This is a genomic window from Octadecabacter sp. R77987 (genome assembly GCF_042466115.1).
Lineage (GTDB): Bacteria > Pseudomonadota > Alphaproteobacteria > Rhodobacterales > Rhodobacteraceae > SW4.
This window is the reverse complement of record NZ_JAXHBQ010000001.1, coordinates 2,393,557-2,407,817: the sequence shown is the minus strand read 5'-3', so window position 1 is coordinate 2,407,817 and position 14,261 is coordinate 2,393,557. Positions and strand designations below refer to the sequence as shown.

The 14,261-nt window shown below is 59.9% G+C and carries 17 protein-coding genes and 2 pseudogenes; 3 read left to right on the top strand and 16 right to left on the bottom strand.

The window, feature by feature from the left end; all coding sequences use genetic code 11:
• Positions 1-135: 135 nt before the first annotated feature.
• Both SJY21_RS12160 and SJY21_RS12155 read left to right on the top strand, forming a co-directional pair.
• Positions 136-1,815, top strand: a complete 1,680-nt coding sequence (locus tag SJY21_RS12160) for an acyl-CoA dehydrogenase family protein (RefSeq protein ID WP_377510966.1) — start codon at positions 136-138, stop codon at positions 1,813-1,815.
• A gap of 57 nt (positions 1,816-1,872) precedes the next feature.
• Positions 1,873-2,262: an META domain-containing protein gene (locus SJY21_RS12155; protein ID WP_377510963.1), complete on the top strand. Its 390-nt coding sequence runs from the start codon at positions 1,873-1,875 to the stop codon at positions 2,260-2,262.
• Here the strand turns inward: SJY21_RS12155 and recO are convergent.
• The 14 genes and pseudogenes from recO to folK all read right to left on the bottom strand — a co-directional run bounded on the left by recO (position 2,246) and on the right by folK (position 12,250).
• Positions 2,246-2,972 (bottom strand): annotated as a pseudogene (gene recO / locus SJY21_RS12150) (DNA repair protein RecO). The gene SJY21_RS12155 and the pseudogene recO sit on opposite strands and share 17 nt — an antisense overlap.
• Before the next feature lie 27 nt (positions 2,973-2,999).
• A complete protein-coding gene (locus SJY21_RS12145; RefSeq protein WP_377510960.1) occupies positions 3,000-3,329 on the bottom strand; it encodes a DUF1491 family protein in 330 nt (109 codons plus the stop codon).
• Positions 3,326-4,243, bottom strand: a complete 918-nt coding sequence (era, locus tag SJY21_RS12140; protein WP_377510957.1) for a GTPase Era — start codon at positions 4,241-4,243, stop codon at positions 3,326-3,328. Before era ends, SJY21_RS12145 begins: the two co-directional genes overlap by 4 nt.
• On the bottom strand, positions 4,240-4,920 hold the full coding sequence (gene rnc / locus SJY21_RS12135; RefSeq protein ID WP_377510954.1) for a ribonuclease III: 681 nt from the start codon (positions 4,918-4,920) through the stop codon (positions 4,240-4,242). Before rnc ends, era begins: the two co-directional genes overlap by 4 nt.
• On the bottom strand, positions 4,917-5,771 hold the full coding sequence (gene lepB / locus SJY21_RS12130; RefSeq protein WP_377510951.1) for a signal peptidase I: 855 nt from the start codon (positions 5,769-5,771) through the stop codon (positions 4,917-4,919). The genes rnc and lepB overlap by 4 nt, the downstream gene beginning before the upstream one ends.
• Positions 5,772-5,822: 51 nt before the next feature.
• Positions 5,823-6,224: a holo-ACP synthase gene (acpS, locus tag SJY21_RS12125; RefSeq protein ID WP_377510948.1), complete on the bottom strand. Its 402-nt coding sequence runs from the start codon at positions 6,222-6,224 to the stop codon at positions 5,823-5,825.
• Positions 6,221-6,529, bottom strand: coding sequence for a Dabb family protein (locus SJY21_RS12120; RefSeq protein WP_377510945.1), 309 nt, complete (start codon positions 6,527-6,529; stop codon positions 6,221-6,223). Before SJY21_RS12120 ends, acpS begins: the two co-directional genes overlap by 4 nt.
• Positions 6,526-6,978 (bottom strand): hypothetical protein, encoded by a 453-nt coding sequence (locus SJY21_RS12115; protein ID WP_377510942.1) that lies wholly within the window; start codon positions 6,976-6,978, stop codon positions 6,526-6,528. Before SJY21_RS12115 ends, SJY21_RS12120 begins: the two co-directional genes overlap by 4 nt.
• A complete protein-coding gene (locus SJY21_RS12110) occupies positions 6,978-7,604 on the bottom strand; it encodes a LysE family translocator (protein WP_377510939.1) in 627 nt (208 codons plus the stop codon). Before SJY21_RS12110 ends, SJY21_RS12115 begins: the two co-directional genes overlap by 1 nt.
• Complete coding sequence (locus SJY21_RS12105; protein ID WP_377510936.1) at positions 7,601-8,347, bottom strand: pyridoxine 5'-phosphate synthase; 747 nt, start codon at positions 8,345-8,347, stop codon at positions 7,601-7,603. Before SJY21_RS12105 ends, SJY21_RS12110 begins: the two co-directional genes overlap by 4 nt.
• 30 nt (positions 8,348-8,377) lie before the next feature.
• Complete coding sequence (locus SJY21_RS12100; protein WP_377510933.1) at positions 8,378-9,022, bottom strand: DUF2062 domain-containing protein; 645 nt, start codon at positions 9,020-9,022, stop codon at positions 8,378-8,380.
• A gap of 2 nt (positions 9,023-9,024) precedes the next feature.
• Positions 9,025-11,187: a RelA/SpoT family protein gene (locus SJY21_RS12095; protein WP_377510930.1), complete on the bottom strand. Its 2,163-nt coding sequence runs from the start codon at positions 11,185-11,187 to the stop codon at positions 9,025-9,027.
• 31 nt (positions 11,188-11,218) lie between these two features.
• A complete protein-coding gene (rpoZ, locus tag SJY21_RS12090; RefSeq protein WP_377510927.1) occupies positions 11,219-11,581 on the bottom strand; it encodes a DNA-directed RNA polymerase subunit omega in 363 nt (120 codons plus the stop codon).
• Positions 11,582-11,671: 90 nt separating this feature from the next.
• Positions 11,672-12,250, bottom strand: a complete 579-nt coding sequence (gene folK, locus SJY21_RS12085) for a 2-amino-4-hydroxy-6-hydroxymethyldihydropteridine diphosphokinase (RefSeq protein WP_377510924.1) — start codon at positions 12,248-12,250, stop codon at positions 11,672-11,674.
• Positions 12,251-12,349: 99 nt separating this feature from the next.
• Between folK and SJY21_RS12080 the strand changes: the two are divergent.
• Positions 12,350-12,926: pseudogene (locus SJY21_RS12080) on the top strand (NYN domain-containing protein).
• A 42-nt stretch (positions 12,927-12,968) separates the two neighbouring features.
• On the opposite strand, the gene SJY21_RS12075 reads toward SJY21_RS12080, so the two are convergent.
• Both SJY21_RS12075 and SJY21_RS12070 read right to left on the bottom strand, forming a co-directional pair.
• A complete protein-coding gene (locus tag SJY21_RS12075; protein ID WP_377510921.1) occupies positions 12,969-13,427 on the bottom strand; it encodes a c-type cytochrome in 459 nt (152 codons plus the stop codon).
• Between the two features lie 73 nt (positions 13,428-13,500).
• Positions 13,501-14,235: a class I SAM-dependent DNA methyltransferase gene (locus SJY21_RS12070; protein ID WP_377510918.1), complete on the bottom strand. Its 735-nt coding sequence runs from the start codon at positions 14,233-14,235 to the stop codon at positions 13,501-13,503.
• Between the last annotated feature and the right edge of the window lie 26 nt (positions 14,236-14,261).

The window sequence follows — 14,261 nt, the reverse complement described above, 5'->3', positions numbered from 1 at the left end:
TCTTACCCCGCGCCCGTGCCTGCCGCAGCAAAATTCAATCGCGACATTTATTTACCTTTTTCGATCATTTTGCGACTTATTATTGCGCTGCAACTGCAAACACATTATCTCTGCACCTGCACAATGGAGGCTGATATGGCGCGGGATGAATTGGATATGGCTGTGACACCGGTTTTGACGGACCTTTTGAAACTGACCCGCGCCGCTGTGCAGCCCGTGCAGGATATCCTTGAAACGGCAACCGACATCGTGCGCGCAACCGTAACCGATGGCGATCGTGTGTCCGGTGCCTTGATCGAGGAAAACCAGACCGCGGCACACGGCCTTGCGTGGCTGGCAACCTACGCCGAAAGCCTGCGCCAAATGCAGGCATGGGCCGAACGGCTGCAAGCGGACGGTAAATTTGGCGAGGTCGAACAGTTGATCCACCAGATTGCGTTCGGCGAATACCTTTGGCAGATCTATGGCGGCATCCCCATGTCACAGGGCGAGATTATCCGCCTGCAAGACATCGGTCTGTCCCAGGACCAGATGCGCGGGCTGATGAGCGTAGAAATCCAGACGCTGACCCAAGCGGGCAACACCCAAGCCGCGCGGATGCGCCTTGTGGCGCTGATGCAAGACCACAGCGCTGATATTACCGTGGGTCGCTCGGGCCTTGATGATGAATTGGAAATGATCCGCGAACAGTTCCGCCGCTTTGCTGTGGAAAAGGTCGAACCCTTTGCCCACGACTGGCATCTGAACGACGAACTGATCCCGATGGAGATCATCGAGGAACTGGCCGAAATGGGCGTGTTCGGCCTGACCATTCCCGAAGAATACGGCGGCTTTGGCCTTTCCAAAGCCTCCATGTGTGTCGTGTCCGAAGAATTGTCGCGCGGGTATATCGGCGTCGGGTCATTGGGCACACGCAGTGAAATCGCGGCGGAACTGATCATCTGCGGCGGCACCGAGGACCAGAAACGCAAATGGTTGCCCGCACTGGCATCAGCCGAAAAACTGCCCACCGCCGTGTTCACCGAACCCAACACCGGATCAGACCTGGGCAGCTTGCGCACCCGCGCTGTGAAAACCGGCGACGACTACACCGTGACGGGCAACAAAACATGGATCACCCATGCTGCCCGCACCCATGTGATGACCCTGCTGGCACGCACCGATCCCGACAGCACCGACCATCGCGGATTGTCGATGTTTCTGGCTGAAAAGACGCCGGGCGATGATGCCAACCCCTTCCCGACCGAGGGGATGACGGGAGGCGAGATTGAGGTGCTGGGGTATCGCGGGATGAAGGAATACGAACTGGCGTTTGACGGGTTTGCGGTCAAGGGCGAAAACCTGCTGGGGGGCGCAGAAGGCAAAGGCTTCAAGCAGTTGATGCAGACGTTTGAATCCGCGCGTATCCAGACCGCCGCGCGCGCAATTGGCGTGGCGCAATCGGCCTTGGATGTGGGGATGCAATATGCGCAGGACCGCAAGCAATTCGGCAAATCCCTGATCGCCTTTCCGCGCGTCGCGGGCAAACTGGCAATGATGGCCGTGGAAATCATGGTCGCGCGGCAGCTGACATATTTTAGCGCTGCGGAAAAAGACAACGATCGCCGCTGTGATCTTGAGGCCGGCATGGCGAAACTGCTGGGCGCGCGGGTGGCCTGGGCCGCCGCCGACAACGCGCTGCAAATCCACGGCGGCAACGGGTTCGCGCTGGAATACAAGGTCAGCCGGATTCTGTGTGACGCGCGGATTTTGAACATCTTTGAGGGTGCCGCCGAAATTCAGGCACAGGTTATTGCGCGCCGCATGCTGGGCTAGCCGGTTGCACGCCAACGACCGTGTCCCTAGATCAAGGGGACGTTGTCGGAGAACATCATGCGCCTGTTACCACTTGTCTTGATCACCACGCTTGCGGGCTGCTGGGGGGATGAAACCATTTCCGGATACGCCGACCCTGACCGCGAATACCGCCTGATCGAACTGGACGGAACGGCATTTGACGCCCGCGCGACGATCCAGTTTTCCGAAGAAGGGCGCGTGACCGGCCAAGCACCCTGCAACCGCTATTTTGCCGCGCAAACAGTGCCTTATCCGTGGTTCAACGTCGAAAACATCGGCGCGACCCGCATGGCCTGCCCCGATCTGGACACCGAGGCGCGGTTTTTCGCCGCGCTCGAAGAGATGTCGCTTGCCGAAGTGCTGGGGGACACGCTGATCCTGCGCAACGATGCGGGGCGCGAGATGGTGTTCAAGTCTGACGGTTAAGCGCATCCAGCAAACGCGCGCGGCTGGCCGGAAACCTGCGATCCCCCAGTGACGGGGCCAGGTGGTTTTCAAAGAAATGTCCGGTCGTTTGCAACCCTTGCTGGATGTTTTCGTCCGTATTGTCGCGCCCGATCAAGGCAGGCGACAGCGGCAACAACTTGTCCACCCACGGCCCCGCGTTTTCACGGCTGACAGCGCGGCCTGTGCGCGGTGACACGAAACACAGAATCCTCGTTCGTGCCCGTCACCGCGCAGGCTGACAGATCAAGGCCAAAGCCCAGTTCCTCCAGCAGTGCCATCTCCCATTGCAGATAGGCCAGCGGCCAGACATCGCCCTGCCCCAGCAGATCAAGCAGGGCCACGGTGCGGGCATATAGGGCGCGGTGGGGCTCGCGTTCGGGCAGGGAAAACGACAAGATCGCGCAGACCGCATTCAACCCCGCCAGCGCCACACGGTCCTGCATCACCTGGGCGGCGCGGCTGCGCTGGGGTTCCACGGTGATGCTGCCCAGATGTTCGTCAAGGCGGGCTTTCCACGTGATTTCGATCTGGCTGCCGGGCTGCAATGTGGCGGCGACCTTGCGGCTGGTCCCACCGCGCACGACACCGGCGTGGCGGCCGTGGTCAGCCGTAAACACCTCGACGATCGCCGAGGTTTCACCGTGTTTGCGTACCGCGATCAGCGGGCCTTCGTCGCGCCATTCAATCATTGCGTGATCAGGCCCCAGACGCGCGGGTTATTCAAGCCCCGGTTCATCCAGCAGGTGGCGGCCTGCACGGTCCTCGACCTCGATCACCCACAGGTCGGGATCGAAACTGCGCTGTTTGGTAAGCGAGGCGTCGACATCCGCCTCGTCCCCCTCGGCCAGCATCGCCCATGTCCGTTCGCCCGTCATCAGATCAAACGACCGGTGAAAGGCCCGCGCCTGCCCGTCCAATGTGTTGAGCTTGACGATTACCGCCCCTGCCGTGACGTCCCCCTTGGTGACGACAAAGGCTGGGATTTCCAGCAGGCGCAGCCGTGTCAGATAGGCCGAAACCCAGACATCTGCTGTCAGCCGCGTCATGCGTTCCCGTCTTTGAAATCAAGACCCATTTCGGAATAGCGCTCGCTTTCCTCAAGCCAGTTCGGGCGGACCTTGACCTGAAGAAACAGATGCACCTTGCGGCCCAGAAATGCGACCAGCTCTTCGCGCGCGGCCTTGCCCACGGCCTTGATCGTTTCGCCTTTGTTGCCCAGCACAATACCCTTGTGGCCATCGCGCATGACATAGACGATCTGGTCGATCTTGGCCGATCCGTCTTTGCGTTCTTCCCAGTTTTCGGTTTCGACCGTCAACTGGTAGGGAAGTTCCTGATGCAAGCGCAGGGTCAGCTTTTCGCGGGTGATTTCTGCGGCAATCATGCGCATGGGCAGGTCGGCAATCTGGTCTTCGGGGTAAAGCCACGGACCTTTGGGCATCCTGTCGGCCAGCCAATCGCGCAGGGTATCGCAGCCATGGCCCTTTTCAGCGGAAATCATAAAGGTGTCGGCAAAGGCATAGCGTTCGTTCATCTGCCGGGTCAGTTCCAGCAATTGTTCCGATTTCACGCGGTCGATCTTGTTGATGGCCAGCGCAACGGTGCGCCCCTCGCCGACCTCGGCAAGACGTTCAAGGATGGTTTCGATACCCGGCGTGATGCCACGATGCGCCTCGATCATCAACACGATCACATCGGCGTCCGCAGCCCCGCTCCATGCGGCGGCGACCATCGCACGGTCAAGCCGGCGGCGGGGCGCAAACAGGCCCGGCGTATCGACGAAAACGATCTGTGCGTCGCCAGCCATCGCCACGCCGCGAATGCGCGCGCGCGTGGTCTGCACCTTGTGGGTCACGATGCTGACCTTTGCGCCGACCATGCGGTTCAACAGGGTCGATTTTCCGGCGTTGGGTTCGCCGATCAGGGCGACAAATCCGGCGCGGGTTTGGGCATCGGTCATGCGCTTACTTTCTGCAATAGGGCGGTCGCGGCGGCCTGTTCGGCGTGGCGTTTGGGGGTGGCGCTGGCCTGTGCAGCCTCGCCTGTTTCAAGGCGCGCTTCGATCAGAAAGACGGGCGCGTGGTCCGGCCCTTCGCGGGCGATTTCGATATAGCGGGGTGGCTGGATACCGCGCGCCTGCGCCCATTCCTGCAACGCCGTCTTGGCGTCCTTGGTTTCCGAAGCGGCGGTGTTGATCCGCTCGCCCCAAAGACGCAGGACCGCGGCGCGCGCGGCCTCAAGCCCAGCATCAAGATAGATCGCGGCAATCAACGCCTCAAGCGCATCGCCAAGGATCGCCGTTTTACGCCGCCCGCCGCTTTTCATTTCCGAACGACCGATTTTCAGCACATCACCCAGACCCCACTCGCGGGCGACATCGGCGCAGGTTTCCTTGCGCACAAGGTGGTTATAGCGCACGGCCAGTTCGCCTTCGGCGGCGTTGGGATCGGCGGCGAAAATCGCATCGGCGATCACAAGGTTCAGAACACGGTCGCCAAGAAATTCAAGCCGCTGGTTGTCGTCGCGATGCGCCGTGGCCATGGACGAATGTGTGACCGCGCGCACCAGCAATTCGGGCGTTGAAAAATCATGCCCCAGATGCTGCGCAAATGCGGTCAGGTCAGCGGCCAGTTTCACTCGATCGCCTTGAAATAACGGTCAGAACGCCAGGTCCAGAAGGCCAGCATCGATCGGCCCGCCGACGAGAACATGATGCGATCTGCGCGACCGACGATATCTTCATATGGCACGAATCCCACACCACGGGCGTTTTGCGGCACGCGGCTGTCGGTGGAATTGTCGCGGTTATCGCCCATGAAAAAGAAATGCCCGTCCGGCACCGTGAACACACCCGTGTCATCAAGGGCCGTGGTCGCGATATTCAGGATTGCGTGGCGCGTATCGCCGGGCAGCGTTTCGATCTGGCGAGTCTTTTCACAATCAGCGCCCATGCCCACGGCACCGTTGCGGCAGCGGGGCAGATTGCCCTGCGGACCTTGACGTTCCATCGTTTCGACAAAGGTTCCGTCATCGTCAAGCGTTACCGCTTCGTCGTTGATGTAAAGCACGCTGTCGCGCATCTGGATGCGATCACCGGGCAGGCCGATCAGCCGCTTGATGAAATCGCGCCCCGTCACCGGATGGCGGAAAACCACAACATCACCACGTTCGGGCATCGACCCGAACAGGCGGTCGCCGCCGCTTGTGTCGTCATCATCGCTTTTGAACACGCCGCAGAAGTCTTCGGCGTCCACATCAAGGCCGATACGCGGAATGATTATGCTGGGGCAGGACGCATAGGAATAGCCATAGGCCATTTTGTTCACGAACAGAAAGTCGCCAATCAACAGCGTGTCTTTCATCGACGCAGACGGAATCCAGAACGGCTGGAACAGCAACGTGCGAAACGCCCCCGCGATCAAGAGCGCGTAAACCACGGTTTTGATCGTTTCCTTGATGGTGCCCCACAGGGTCGATGTTTCGGACATGCGTCTTCCTATCATTGTTTGGCTGCTACATGCGGCCCGCATCCTGTGCTGTCAAGCGATGGGGCGCGCCTCGATCACGACAAAGGCCTGTGCCCAAGGGTGATCATCGGTCAGGGTGACGTGAATGATCGCTTCGTGCCCCGCCGGTGTCATTTCGGCCAGTCGTTCGGCGGCCCATCCGGTGACGGCCATGACCGGTTGTCCGGTGCGCAGGTTCGACACGGCCATGTCCTTCCAGGCGATGCCCATGCGCAGCCCCGTGCCCAGCGCCTTGGAGCAGGCCTCTTTGGCGGCCCAGCGTTTGGCATAAGTGCCAGCGGTATCACGGCGGCGTTCAGCCTTGCGCTGCTCCACCTCCGTAAAGACGCGGTTGCGGAACCTGTCACCAAAACGGTCAAGCGTGCCTTGGATGCGGTCAATATTCGCAAGGTCGGTGCCGATACCCAGGATCATGACGCGCTTTCAATGTCGAAAACCGTGATGCCACCACTGACACACAGCGCAAGCAGGCGCGTGCCAAGCGCGCGGTGGCGCGGATCGGCGGCGTAGGTTTCCAGCGCGACGCGATTGGTGAAATGCCCCACAAACCCCGCAGCGAAATCCGGTGACTTGCCTTCCAAATCAATGTTGGGGCCATGTTCAAAGCCGGTGAACCCGTCGATTTGCCCGACAAGACCCGCAAGCCCCTTCATGACCTGCGCCAGCTCACCCGTATCATGGTCCGCGCGCAGGTTCAGCATGACGCAATGGGCGATCATTCAATGCCCAGCTGGCTGGTGACGGTCACAGCGCCGGTGGCCTGATTGATGGTGATCTCCAGAAGGGCGGAATTGGTAAAGCTTTCCTCGGGCAGGTAAATCCGTGCGGGGATCGTGAATATCAAACCGCGCGCAGGGTCGTAATCCGATACGAGGGACGAAAAATCCATGTAGGCATAGCCTAGACCTTTGCCAAACCCGACCACTGTGCAGGTGCGATCTCCGATCTCGTTCATGGGCGGCGACAGGATCAAAAAGTAATAGGCTGCCGCGGCAGGTTCGACTGTATCCAGCACCGCCACGCGCACCGCGCCATTGGCGAATGTGGCGCTGTTGTTCTCCCACGGCTCAACCAGCGCCTGCGCCGAGGCCTGCCAGTCGCAGGGCGCGGCGACCTGTGCAGTTGCGGCCATGGGGGCCAGGATCAGGGCACAAAACAAACGAAACATCAGACCTCCAGTCGGGTGGTGATCAGTTTCAGGCCAAACGCGCCGAAAACGCAAGCTGCAAGGCTGTCGAACCAGCGCTGCAGGCGTTTGTATCCGGCAATCATCGCGGGCGTTGAAAACAGCAGGGCATAGCCGTGAAACAGCAATGTGCTTAGCACAGCGATGCAGGCAATCACCAACGCAAGCCCCGCCGGCCCTGTCGTTGGCGGAACCCCTACCGAATAAAGCGCGCCAAAGAACAGCACCGCTTTGGGGTTGGTCAGGTGCAACAGCAGGCCACGCAAGAAGGCGCTGCGCAATGTGCCATTGGCCACGAAGCCGGCTTTGCGCGGGGTTGCCGCAAAGGCCGAACAGGCGCTTTTATAGGCGAGATACAGCAGATAGGCCGCGCCGAAATAGCGCATTGCCTCGAAGGCCCAGCCGCTTGCGGCCATCAGCGCTGCAAGGCCAAGCGCTGCCGATACCGACCAGATCAGCGAGCCGAGCGAGATACCCGCGGCCAGCGCCAGCCCGTGCCCGCGCCCCGATGTCATCGAAGTGGACGCCAATGCCAATGTGGCCGGGCCGGGGCTTGCGCCTGCGACCAGACCCGCAAACATGATCAGAACAAGCGCGGTGAGCGTCATTCCCGCACCTTGTCCATCAAACGGCGCATTTCTGCGATTGCGGGGGTGAGGCCGCGAAAGATCGCTTCGCCGATGATGAAATGCCCGATGTTGAGTTCACGCACTTCGGGAAATGCGGCGACGGGCTGCACGGTGTCATAGGTAAGGCCGTGGCCTGCATGCACCTCAAGGCCAAGGGCGTGCGCATAGGCCGACATCTCGCGCATTTTTTCCAGTTCCTCGTCACGCGTGGCGAAATCACCGATCGCATGGGCATCGCAATAGGCCCCGGTGTGCAATTCGATCACCTGTGCGCCGATCCGGTTGGCGGCATCAATCTGGCGCTGGTCAGCTGCGATAAAGATCGACACGCGGCATCCGGCATCGCGTAGGGGCGCGATGAAGTGGGCCAGATGGTTTTCCTCGCGCGCGACCTCAAGCCCGCCTTCGGTTGTGCGTTCCTCGCGCTTTTCGGGAACGATGCAGACGGCGTGGGGCTTGTGGCGCAGGGCGATCTTTTGCATTTCGTCCGTTGCGGCCATTTCAAAGTTCAGCGGCACCGACAGCGCCGCCATCAGCCCGTCAATGTCGGCGTCACTGATATGGCGACGGTCTTCGCGCAGGTGCGCCGTGATGCCATCCGCACCGGCCTCTTGCGCCAGAACCGCTGCGCGCACAGGGTCGGGCGTGTCGCCGCCACGCGCGTTACGCACGGTTGCCACATGGTCGATGTTGACTCCAAGGCGCAGTTTTTCCGTTGCCATACCGGCCCCCTTACGTTTCCTATCGCCAGCCTACTGGCCCGCAACGTCAGTTTCGATGTTTTTCTTGAGTTGTGCCAGCTTGTTGCGCAGCGCCTTTCGCCGGCGGTTCTGGTAGGCGCGGATCAGCGGCACACTCAGGTAGTACGCGATGGTCGCGGTGATGATCCCCGGAATGATCCCGCCAATCATGTAAGGAAAGAACACCTCGTCATAAAAGACGTGAAGGCGGTGCCAGTCCATCTGTTCGGGCGTAAAGATCGCCTTGAAATTGTGCCAAAGGTCACGCCCCGCGCCGCCAAACTTGGCACCAAGGCTTTCGTGGATATCACTGTTGGGGCGCGTGCCGAGCAGGAAATGCCCTGTTTGCAACGACGCAACGGCAATCGGCACATAGGTCAGCGGATTGCCAAAAAACGTGCTCATCAACGCCGCGAGGATATTACCACGCATCAGTTTGGCGATGATCGCGGCCACGACAAAGTGAAGCCCATAGAATGGCGAAAAGGTCGTAAAAACACCCGCCCAGATCCCGCGCGAAATTTTTTCGGGCGTGTCGGGCAAACGGCGCACACGGTGTTTGACGTAGTTGAACGCGCGCGACCAACCGCCACGCGGATAGACCACCTCGAGGATGACTTGCCAAATTGGCCGCCTGTCTCTGCGCTTGAATACCATGGCTAATGCCCGTCCTGCGCGTTGTCGGCCACAGGGGGAGTTGCGCGCGCCGCATCACGGTGCCGCCCGATGGAGGAGACGTTGCTTTCGGCTTCAAGCGCAGTCATGACGCGGTGCAGGTGTTCCGCATCACGCAGTTCAACATCCAGCAGCAGGCGGTAATAATCCGGCTTGCGATCGACAAAGATCAGGTCGGATATATTGGCGTTCTGTTCGCCGATCAGAGTGCAGATGCGACCAAGAACGCCAGCATCATTTGTGATCACCAGATCCAGGCTGACAGCATTGCGGGCGGGGTGTGTGCCTTCTTGCCAGTGCAGATCAATCCAGCGTTCGGGCTGTTCTTCGTATTGGGCCAGAACCTCGCAATCGATCGCGTGAACGACAACGCCCTGCCCGCGGAACGTGATCCCGACGATCCGTTCCCCCGGCACGGGCTGGCAACACGCGCCGCGGCGGTAGGATTGATCAGCCGTCAGGCCAACAACGGCGCGGCGTTGGTCGACTTCGTCCTGGGGCAGTTCGGCCAAATCGGGGTAAATCGCATTCACCACCTCGCGGGCTGTCATTTCCGCACTGCCCAGAAGCGCAAGCATTTCGTCGACCGATTCAACCGCGAGTGCCTTGGCCGCCGTTGCCAGCGCCTTGTCGGTGCCCTTCTTGCCCACATTTTCAAAGGCGACACGGGCCAGTTCGCGCCCCAGCTTGATGAACCTTTCGCGGTCTTCTTCACGCAAACTGCGCCGGATCGCGGTTTTCGCACGGCCCGTCACGGCAATGTCGATCCATGTGGCCTGGGGCGTTTGCCCTTCGGCTGTGATGATCTCGACCGATTGACCATTCTTGAGGCGGGTCCAAAGCGGCACGCGTAAACCGTCCACCTTGGCGCCGACACAGGCGCTGCCAATGCGAGTATGGATCGCATAGGCAAAATCAATCGGTGTTGCCCCGCGCGGGAGCTTGATGACCTCGCCTTTGGGGGTAAAGCAAAACACCTGATCCTGATACATCTCAAGCTTGACCGTCTCGAGAAATTCGTCGTGATCTTCCTCCTCCAGTCCCTCGCCCAGACGCTCGGTCAGCGATGCAATCCAGCGCACCGGATCGACGGCAAAGCGGTTCTCGACAAGTTCGCCGTTGCGATAGGACCAATGGGCGGCCACGCCGGTTTCGGCCACTTCGTGCATTTCGCGGGTGCGGATCTGCACTTCGACCCGTTTGCCATCGCGGCCCGAAACGGTGGTGTGGATACTGCGATACCCGTTTGATTTCGGCTGGCTGATATAATCCTTGAACCGTCCCGGCACGGCACGCCAGCGCTGATGCACCGCACCCAGAACGCGGTAACAATCCGCTTCGGTGTCGGTGATCACGCGGAATCCATAAATGTCGGACAGGCGCGAAAAGCCCTGATCCTTTTCCTGCATCTTGCGCCAGATCGAATAGGGGCGCTTGGCGCGGCCCGTGACTTCGGCGGTGATGCCCGCCTTGTCCAGTTCCAGCCGCATATCGGCGGTGATCTTTTCGATCACATCACCGGTTTCGCGTTGCAGCGTAATAAAGCGGCGGATGATCGAATTGCGCCCTTCGGGGTTCAGCACGCGAAACGCCAGATCCTCGAGTTCCTCGCGCATCCACTGCATCCCCATGCGTCCGGCAAGGGGGGCATAGATATCCATTGTTTCGCGGGCCTTTTGGGCCTGCTTGTCCTCGCGCATGGATTTGATCGTGCGCATGTTGTGCAAACGGTCGGCCAGCTTGACCAAGGTCACGCGCAAATCGCGGCTGGTGGCCATAAACAGCTTGCGGAAGTTTTCAGCCTGTTTGGTCTGGGCTGAGTTGAGCTGCAGATTGGTCAGCTTGGTGACGCCATCGACCAGTTCGGCAATCTCGCGGCCAAACTTGGCCTCGACAGTCGTGAATGACGCCTTGGTGTCCTCGATCGTGTCGTGCAGCAAGGCGGTGATGATGGTCGCGTCATCCATCTGCTGTTCGGCCAGAATGGCGGCGACAGCGATGGGATGGGAAAAATAGGGCTCGCCGGAATGGCGGAACTGCCCCTCGTGCATGTCGCGACCAAAGTCATAGGCGGCGCGGATCAGCGCCTCGTTGGTTGCGGGGTTGTAGCTGCGGACCAGTCCGATCAGGTCATCTGCTGGGATCATACCGGTCCGCGCCTGGTTTGGGGTGTGGCCCTTACTTGGGCTCCTGCGCTTCCATCAGGGCGCGCAGCAATTTTTCTTCTGACATGTCGTCGTCAGCGGGCTTGTCTGCCTCACCACCGCCAGCACCCATCAGCAACGCCATTGCGTCTTCTTCGGGCATATCAACCTCGATCTGGGTCTGGTTGGCCTCGATCATGCGCTCGCGCAGGTCTTCGGCTTGCTGGGTTTCTTCGGCAATTTCACGCAGGGAAACGACGGGGTTCTTGTCGTTGTCGCGGGGCACTGTCAGCGCGCCACCGGCGGAAATTTCACGGGCACGGTGCGCGGCAAGCATCACCAACTCAAAGCGGTTGGGAACTTTGTCGACGCAATCTTCTACGGTAACGCGGGCCATCGGGGCTCTCCAGTCAGTCAGGGGCGGTCTGCAAGCGCTCTATCTAAGGGCTAGGGCAATGAATGACAAGCGCAATCCCCGCCCATATTGTCACGCCAGCGCGACCACTTGCGCAACGTCTTTTGCTGGGAGTTTTGTCAGCATTTCCGTGACGCTTAAACCCAACAACGGATGCACCCAATCAGGGGCAATATCGGCCAGTGGAACCAAAACAAAGGCGCGGTCCTGAAGGCGCGGATGGGGAAGAATCAGTTGATCCGGCGCGGTGCGGGATTGCGCTGCTGCGTCCAGATTGCGCCATGCTGTCTGCGTTTGCGCATTTGGTGACACGACGTCACTGACTGCGATCAGGTCCAGATCAAGGGTGCGACTGCCCCAGCGTTGTTGGCGTTCGCGGCCGAACTTGCGTTCAACCCGATGTAATTCGTGCAGGATTTCAGCGGGTTGCAGGGACGTCTGCACAACAACTGCCGCATTCACGTAGTCTGGTCCTGCGCCGGACGGGAAACTGGGGGTGCGAAACAGCCGACTTTTCCCCGTGATCGGCCCCAGCGCCTTTGCAATGTCATTCATACTATCAAGGATTGTGGTTTGCAGCGCTTCATCCGCACGCGCCAGATTTGCCCCAAGGGCAATCAAGGCGGTGTCTCGCTCATGGGGTTGCAGCATGTCACAATTCCCTTACATTAATCGACGCTTGACCTGTTTTAGACCACTCACACCACTCACTCACAAGCGCAGGCCAAGCATTATTTGAAAGGAAATTTCATGTTCTACCGTGACGAGCGACTGGCGCTCTTCATTGACGGGTCAAATCTTTATGCCGCCAGCAAATCTCTGGGCTTTGACATCGACTACAAACTTCTGCGGGCCGAATTCATGCGCCGCGGCAAGATGCTGCGCGCGTTTTATTATACCGCCCTGCTTGAGAACGATGAGTATTCGCCGATCCGACCCCTTGTCGACTGGCTGCATTACAACGGCTTTACGATGGTGACCAAACCGGCCAAGGAATACACAGAATTCCATGGGCCGCCGTAAGGTCAAAGGCAATATGGACATTGAACTGGCCGTGGATGCGATGGAGCTTGCACCGCATGTGGATCACATCGTGATCTTTTCCGGTGACGGTGATTTCCGCCCGCTGGTCGAAGCCCTGCAGCGCAAGGGCGTGCGCGTATCTGTCGTCTCTACGATCCGCAGCCAGCCACCGATGATCGCCGATGAACTGCGCCGCCAGTGCGACAACTTTATCGAACTGGACGAATTGCGCGATGTGGTCGGGCGCCCGCCGCGCGAACCACGCCCCGACGATGCCAGCGAACTGGTGTCGCAAGACGATTGAACGAACAAAGCCCCGCCAATCGCGCGGGGCTTTGCTTTGGTGCTATTGGGCGTTGATCATGTTGTGCTGGGCGATGACATCAGCGGGCCATGTGCTTTTGATATAGCCCAGCACCTCGCGGATTTCCTGATCCGTCAGCACGTCGCCAAACCCGATCATGTCACTTTCATAGCCATTGCCGACCACGGCAGCCGTGCCCATCTTGGTGATCGCGAACAACTGCGCGTCCGGGTGGTGCCATGTGTGGCCGGTTTCGTCATGGGGCGGGGCCAGCGCGCGCCCTTCGGGTGTGCGGGCGGTGCGCCATTGCGCCTGACCCTTGCGATCCGCCCCGTGGCATGACGCACAATTAGCAACATAAATCTCTGCTCCGCGCGCAACGGCGGCTGCATCATCATAGGGGAACATACCCGTCGATTGGGCGTCACCCTGCCCTGCGACCACGAAAGCGCCCAGCGCGATTGCAACGGCAACCAGGCCCGCCATTAATGTCTTTTTCATCGTCCATCCTTGATCAGTTTCAGTGGTCCTAGCGCCCTCCACCCGCTGGAAGGCAAGTCACCACTTCGTGATTTCAAGGGCCGTCCTTGACCCAGACCGACACATGGCTTCGCGACAGTTCCGTAAAGGGTGCGCGGGTCCAATCGGCCCAGCGCTGCGACAGGCGCAGCCCTGCCATCCGCGCCATGAGATCCAGTTCGGACGGCCAGACATAACGGAACGGCACCGAGTGCAATTGTGCAACGCCATCCCTGATGTTCATGTGATGCGAGCTGAACTCTTGCGTAACCACATCATATTCATCGACACCCCAATGGGTGTCAGACACATCAAACGGCACGAAACGCTCGCCCAGCGGAAGGCGCTGCAGTTGCGGCACGCCAACCTCAACCACAAACGCGCCGCCCGGTTTCAAATGCGCGGCGGCATTGGCGAAACAGGCGACCTGCGCATCCTGGGTCGTCAGGTTGTTGATCGTATTGTAGATCAGGAAAACCAGCTGGAACGTGCCGTCAACCTGCGCCGTCGTCATGTCGCCAATCGTCACTGGAATGTTTTCACCGCGCGGCTTGGCACGCATCTGATCGACCATCGCGCGCGACATTTCGATACCCGTCACAGGCACACCTGCCGCCGCCAAGGGCAGCGCAATGCGCCCTGTGCCACTCGCGAACTCCAGCGCCGGACCTGACGCGGCAAACCCCTTGAGGACATCAACCGTTGCTGCAATCAACGCCGGATCATTGCTGGCAGGATCATCGTCATAATGCGCCGCGATTTCCGTGTTGAAATGGCCATCGTCTGTCATCTGCATCCCCGTTTTGCACCAAAATA

Coding starts and splice junctions, on each gene's coding strand:
- SJY21_RS12160 (WP_377510966.1), top strand. CDS start 136: ATGGCGCGGGATGAATTGGATATGGCTGTGACACCGGTTTTGACGGAC.
- SJY21_RS12155 (WP_377510963.1), top strand. CDS start 1,873: ATGCGCCTGTTACCACTTGTCTTGATCACCACGCTTGCGGGCTGCTGG.
- SJY21_RS12145 (WP_377510960.1), bottom strand. CDS start 3,329: ATGACGCGGCTGACAGCAGATGTCTGGGTTTCGGCCTATCTGACACGG.
- era (WP_377510957.1), bottom strand. CDS start 4,243: ATGACCGATGCCCAAACCCGCGCCGGATTTGTCGCCCTGATCGGCGAA.
- lepB (WP_377510951.1), bottom strand. CDS start 5,771: ATGTCCGAAACATCGACCCTGTGGGGCACCATCAAGGAAACGATCAAA.
- acpS (WP_377510948.1), bottom strand. CDS start 6,224: ATGATCCTGGGTATCGGCACCGACCTTGCGAATATTGACCGCATCCAA.
- SJY21_RS12120 (WP_377510945.1), bottom strand. CDS start 6,529: ATGATCGCCCATTGCGTCATGCTGAACCTGCGCGCGGACCATGATACG.
- SJY21_RS12115 (WP_377510942.1), bottom strand. CDS start 6,978: ATGTTTCGTTTGTTTTGTGCCCTGATCCTGGCCCCCATGGCCGCAACT.
- SJY21_RS12110 (WP_377510939.1), bottom strand. CDS start 7,604: ATGACGCTCACCGCGCTTGTTCTGATCATGTTTGCGGGTCTGGTCGCA.
- SJY21_RS12105 (WP_377510936.1), bottom strand. CDS start 8,347: ATGGCAACGGAAAAACTGCGCCTTGGAGTCAACATCGACCATGTGGCA.
- SJY21_RS12100 (WP_377510933.1), bottom strand. CDS start 9,022: ATGGTATTCAAGCGCAGAGACAGGCGGCCAATTTGGCAAGTCATCCTC.
- SJY21_RS12095 (WP_377510930.1), bottom strand. CDS start 11,187: ATGATCCCAGCAGATGACCTGATCGGACTGGTCCGCAGCTACAACCCC.
- rpoZ (WP_377510927.1), bottom strand. CDS start 11,581: ATGGCCCGCGTTACCGTAGAAGATTGCGTCGACAAAGTTCCCAACCGC.
- folK (WP_377510924.1), bottom strand. CDS start 12,250: ATGCTGCAACCCCATGAGCGAGACACCGCCTTGATTGCCCTTGGGGCA.
- SJY21_RS12075 (WP_377510921.1), bottom strand. CDS start 13,427: ATGAAAAAGACATTAATGGCGGGCCTGGTTGCCGTTGCAATCGCGCTG.
- SJY21_RS12070 (WP_377510918.1), bottom strand. CDS start 14,235: ATGACAGACGATGGCCATTTCAACACGGAAATCGCGGCGCATTATGAC.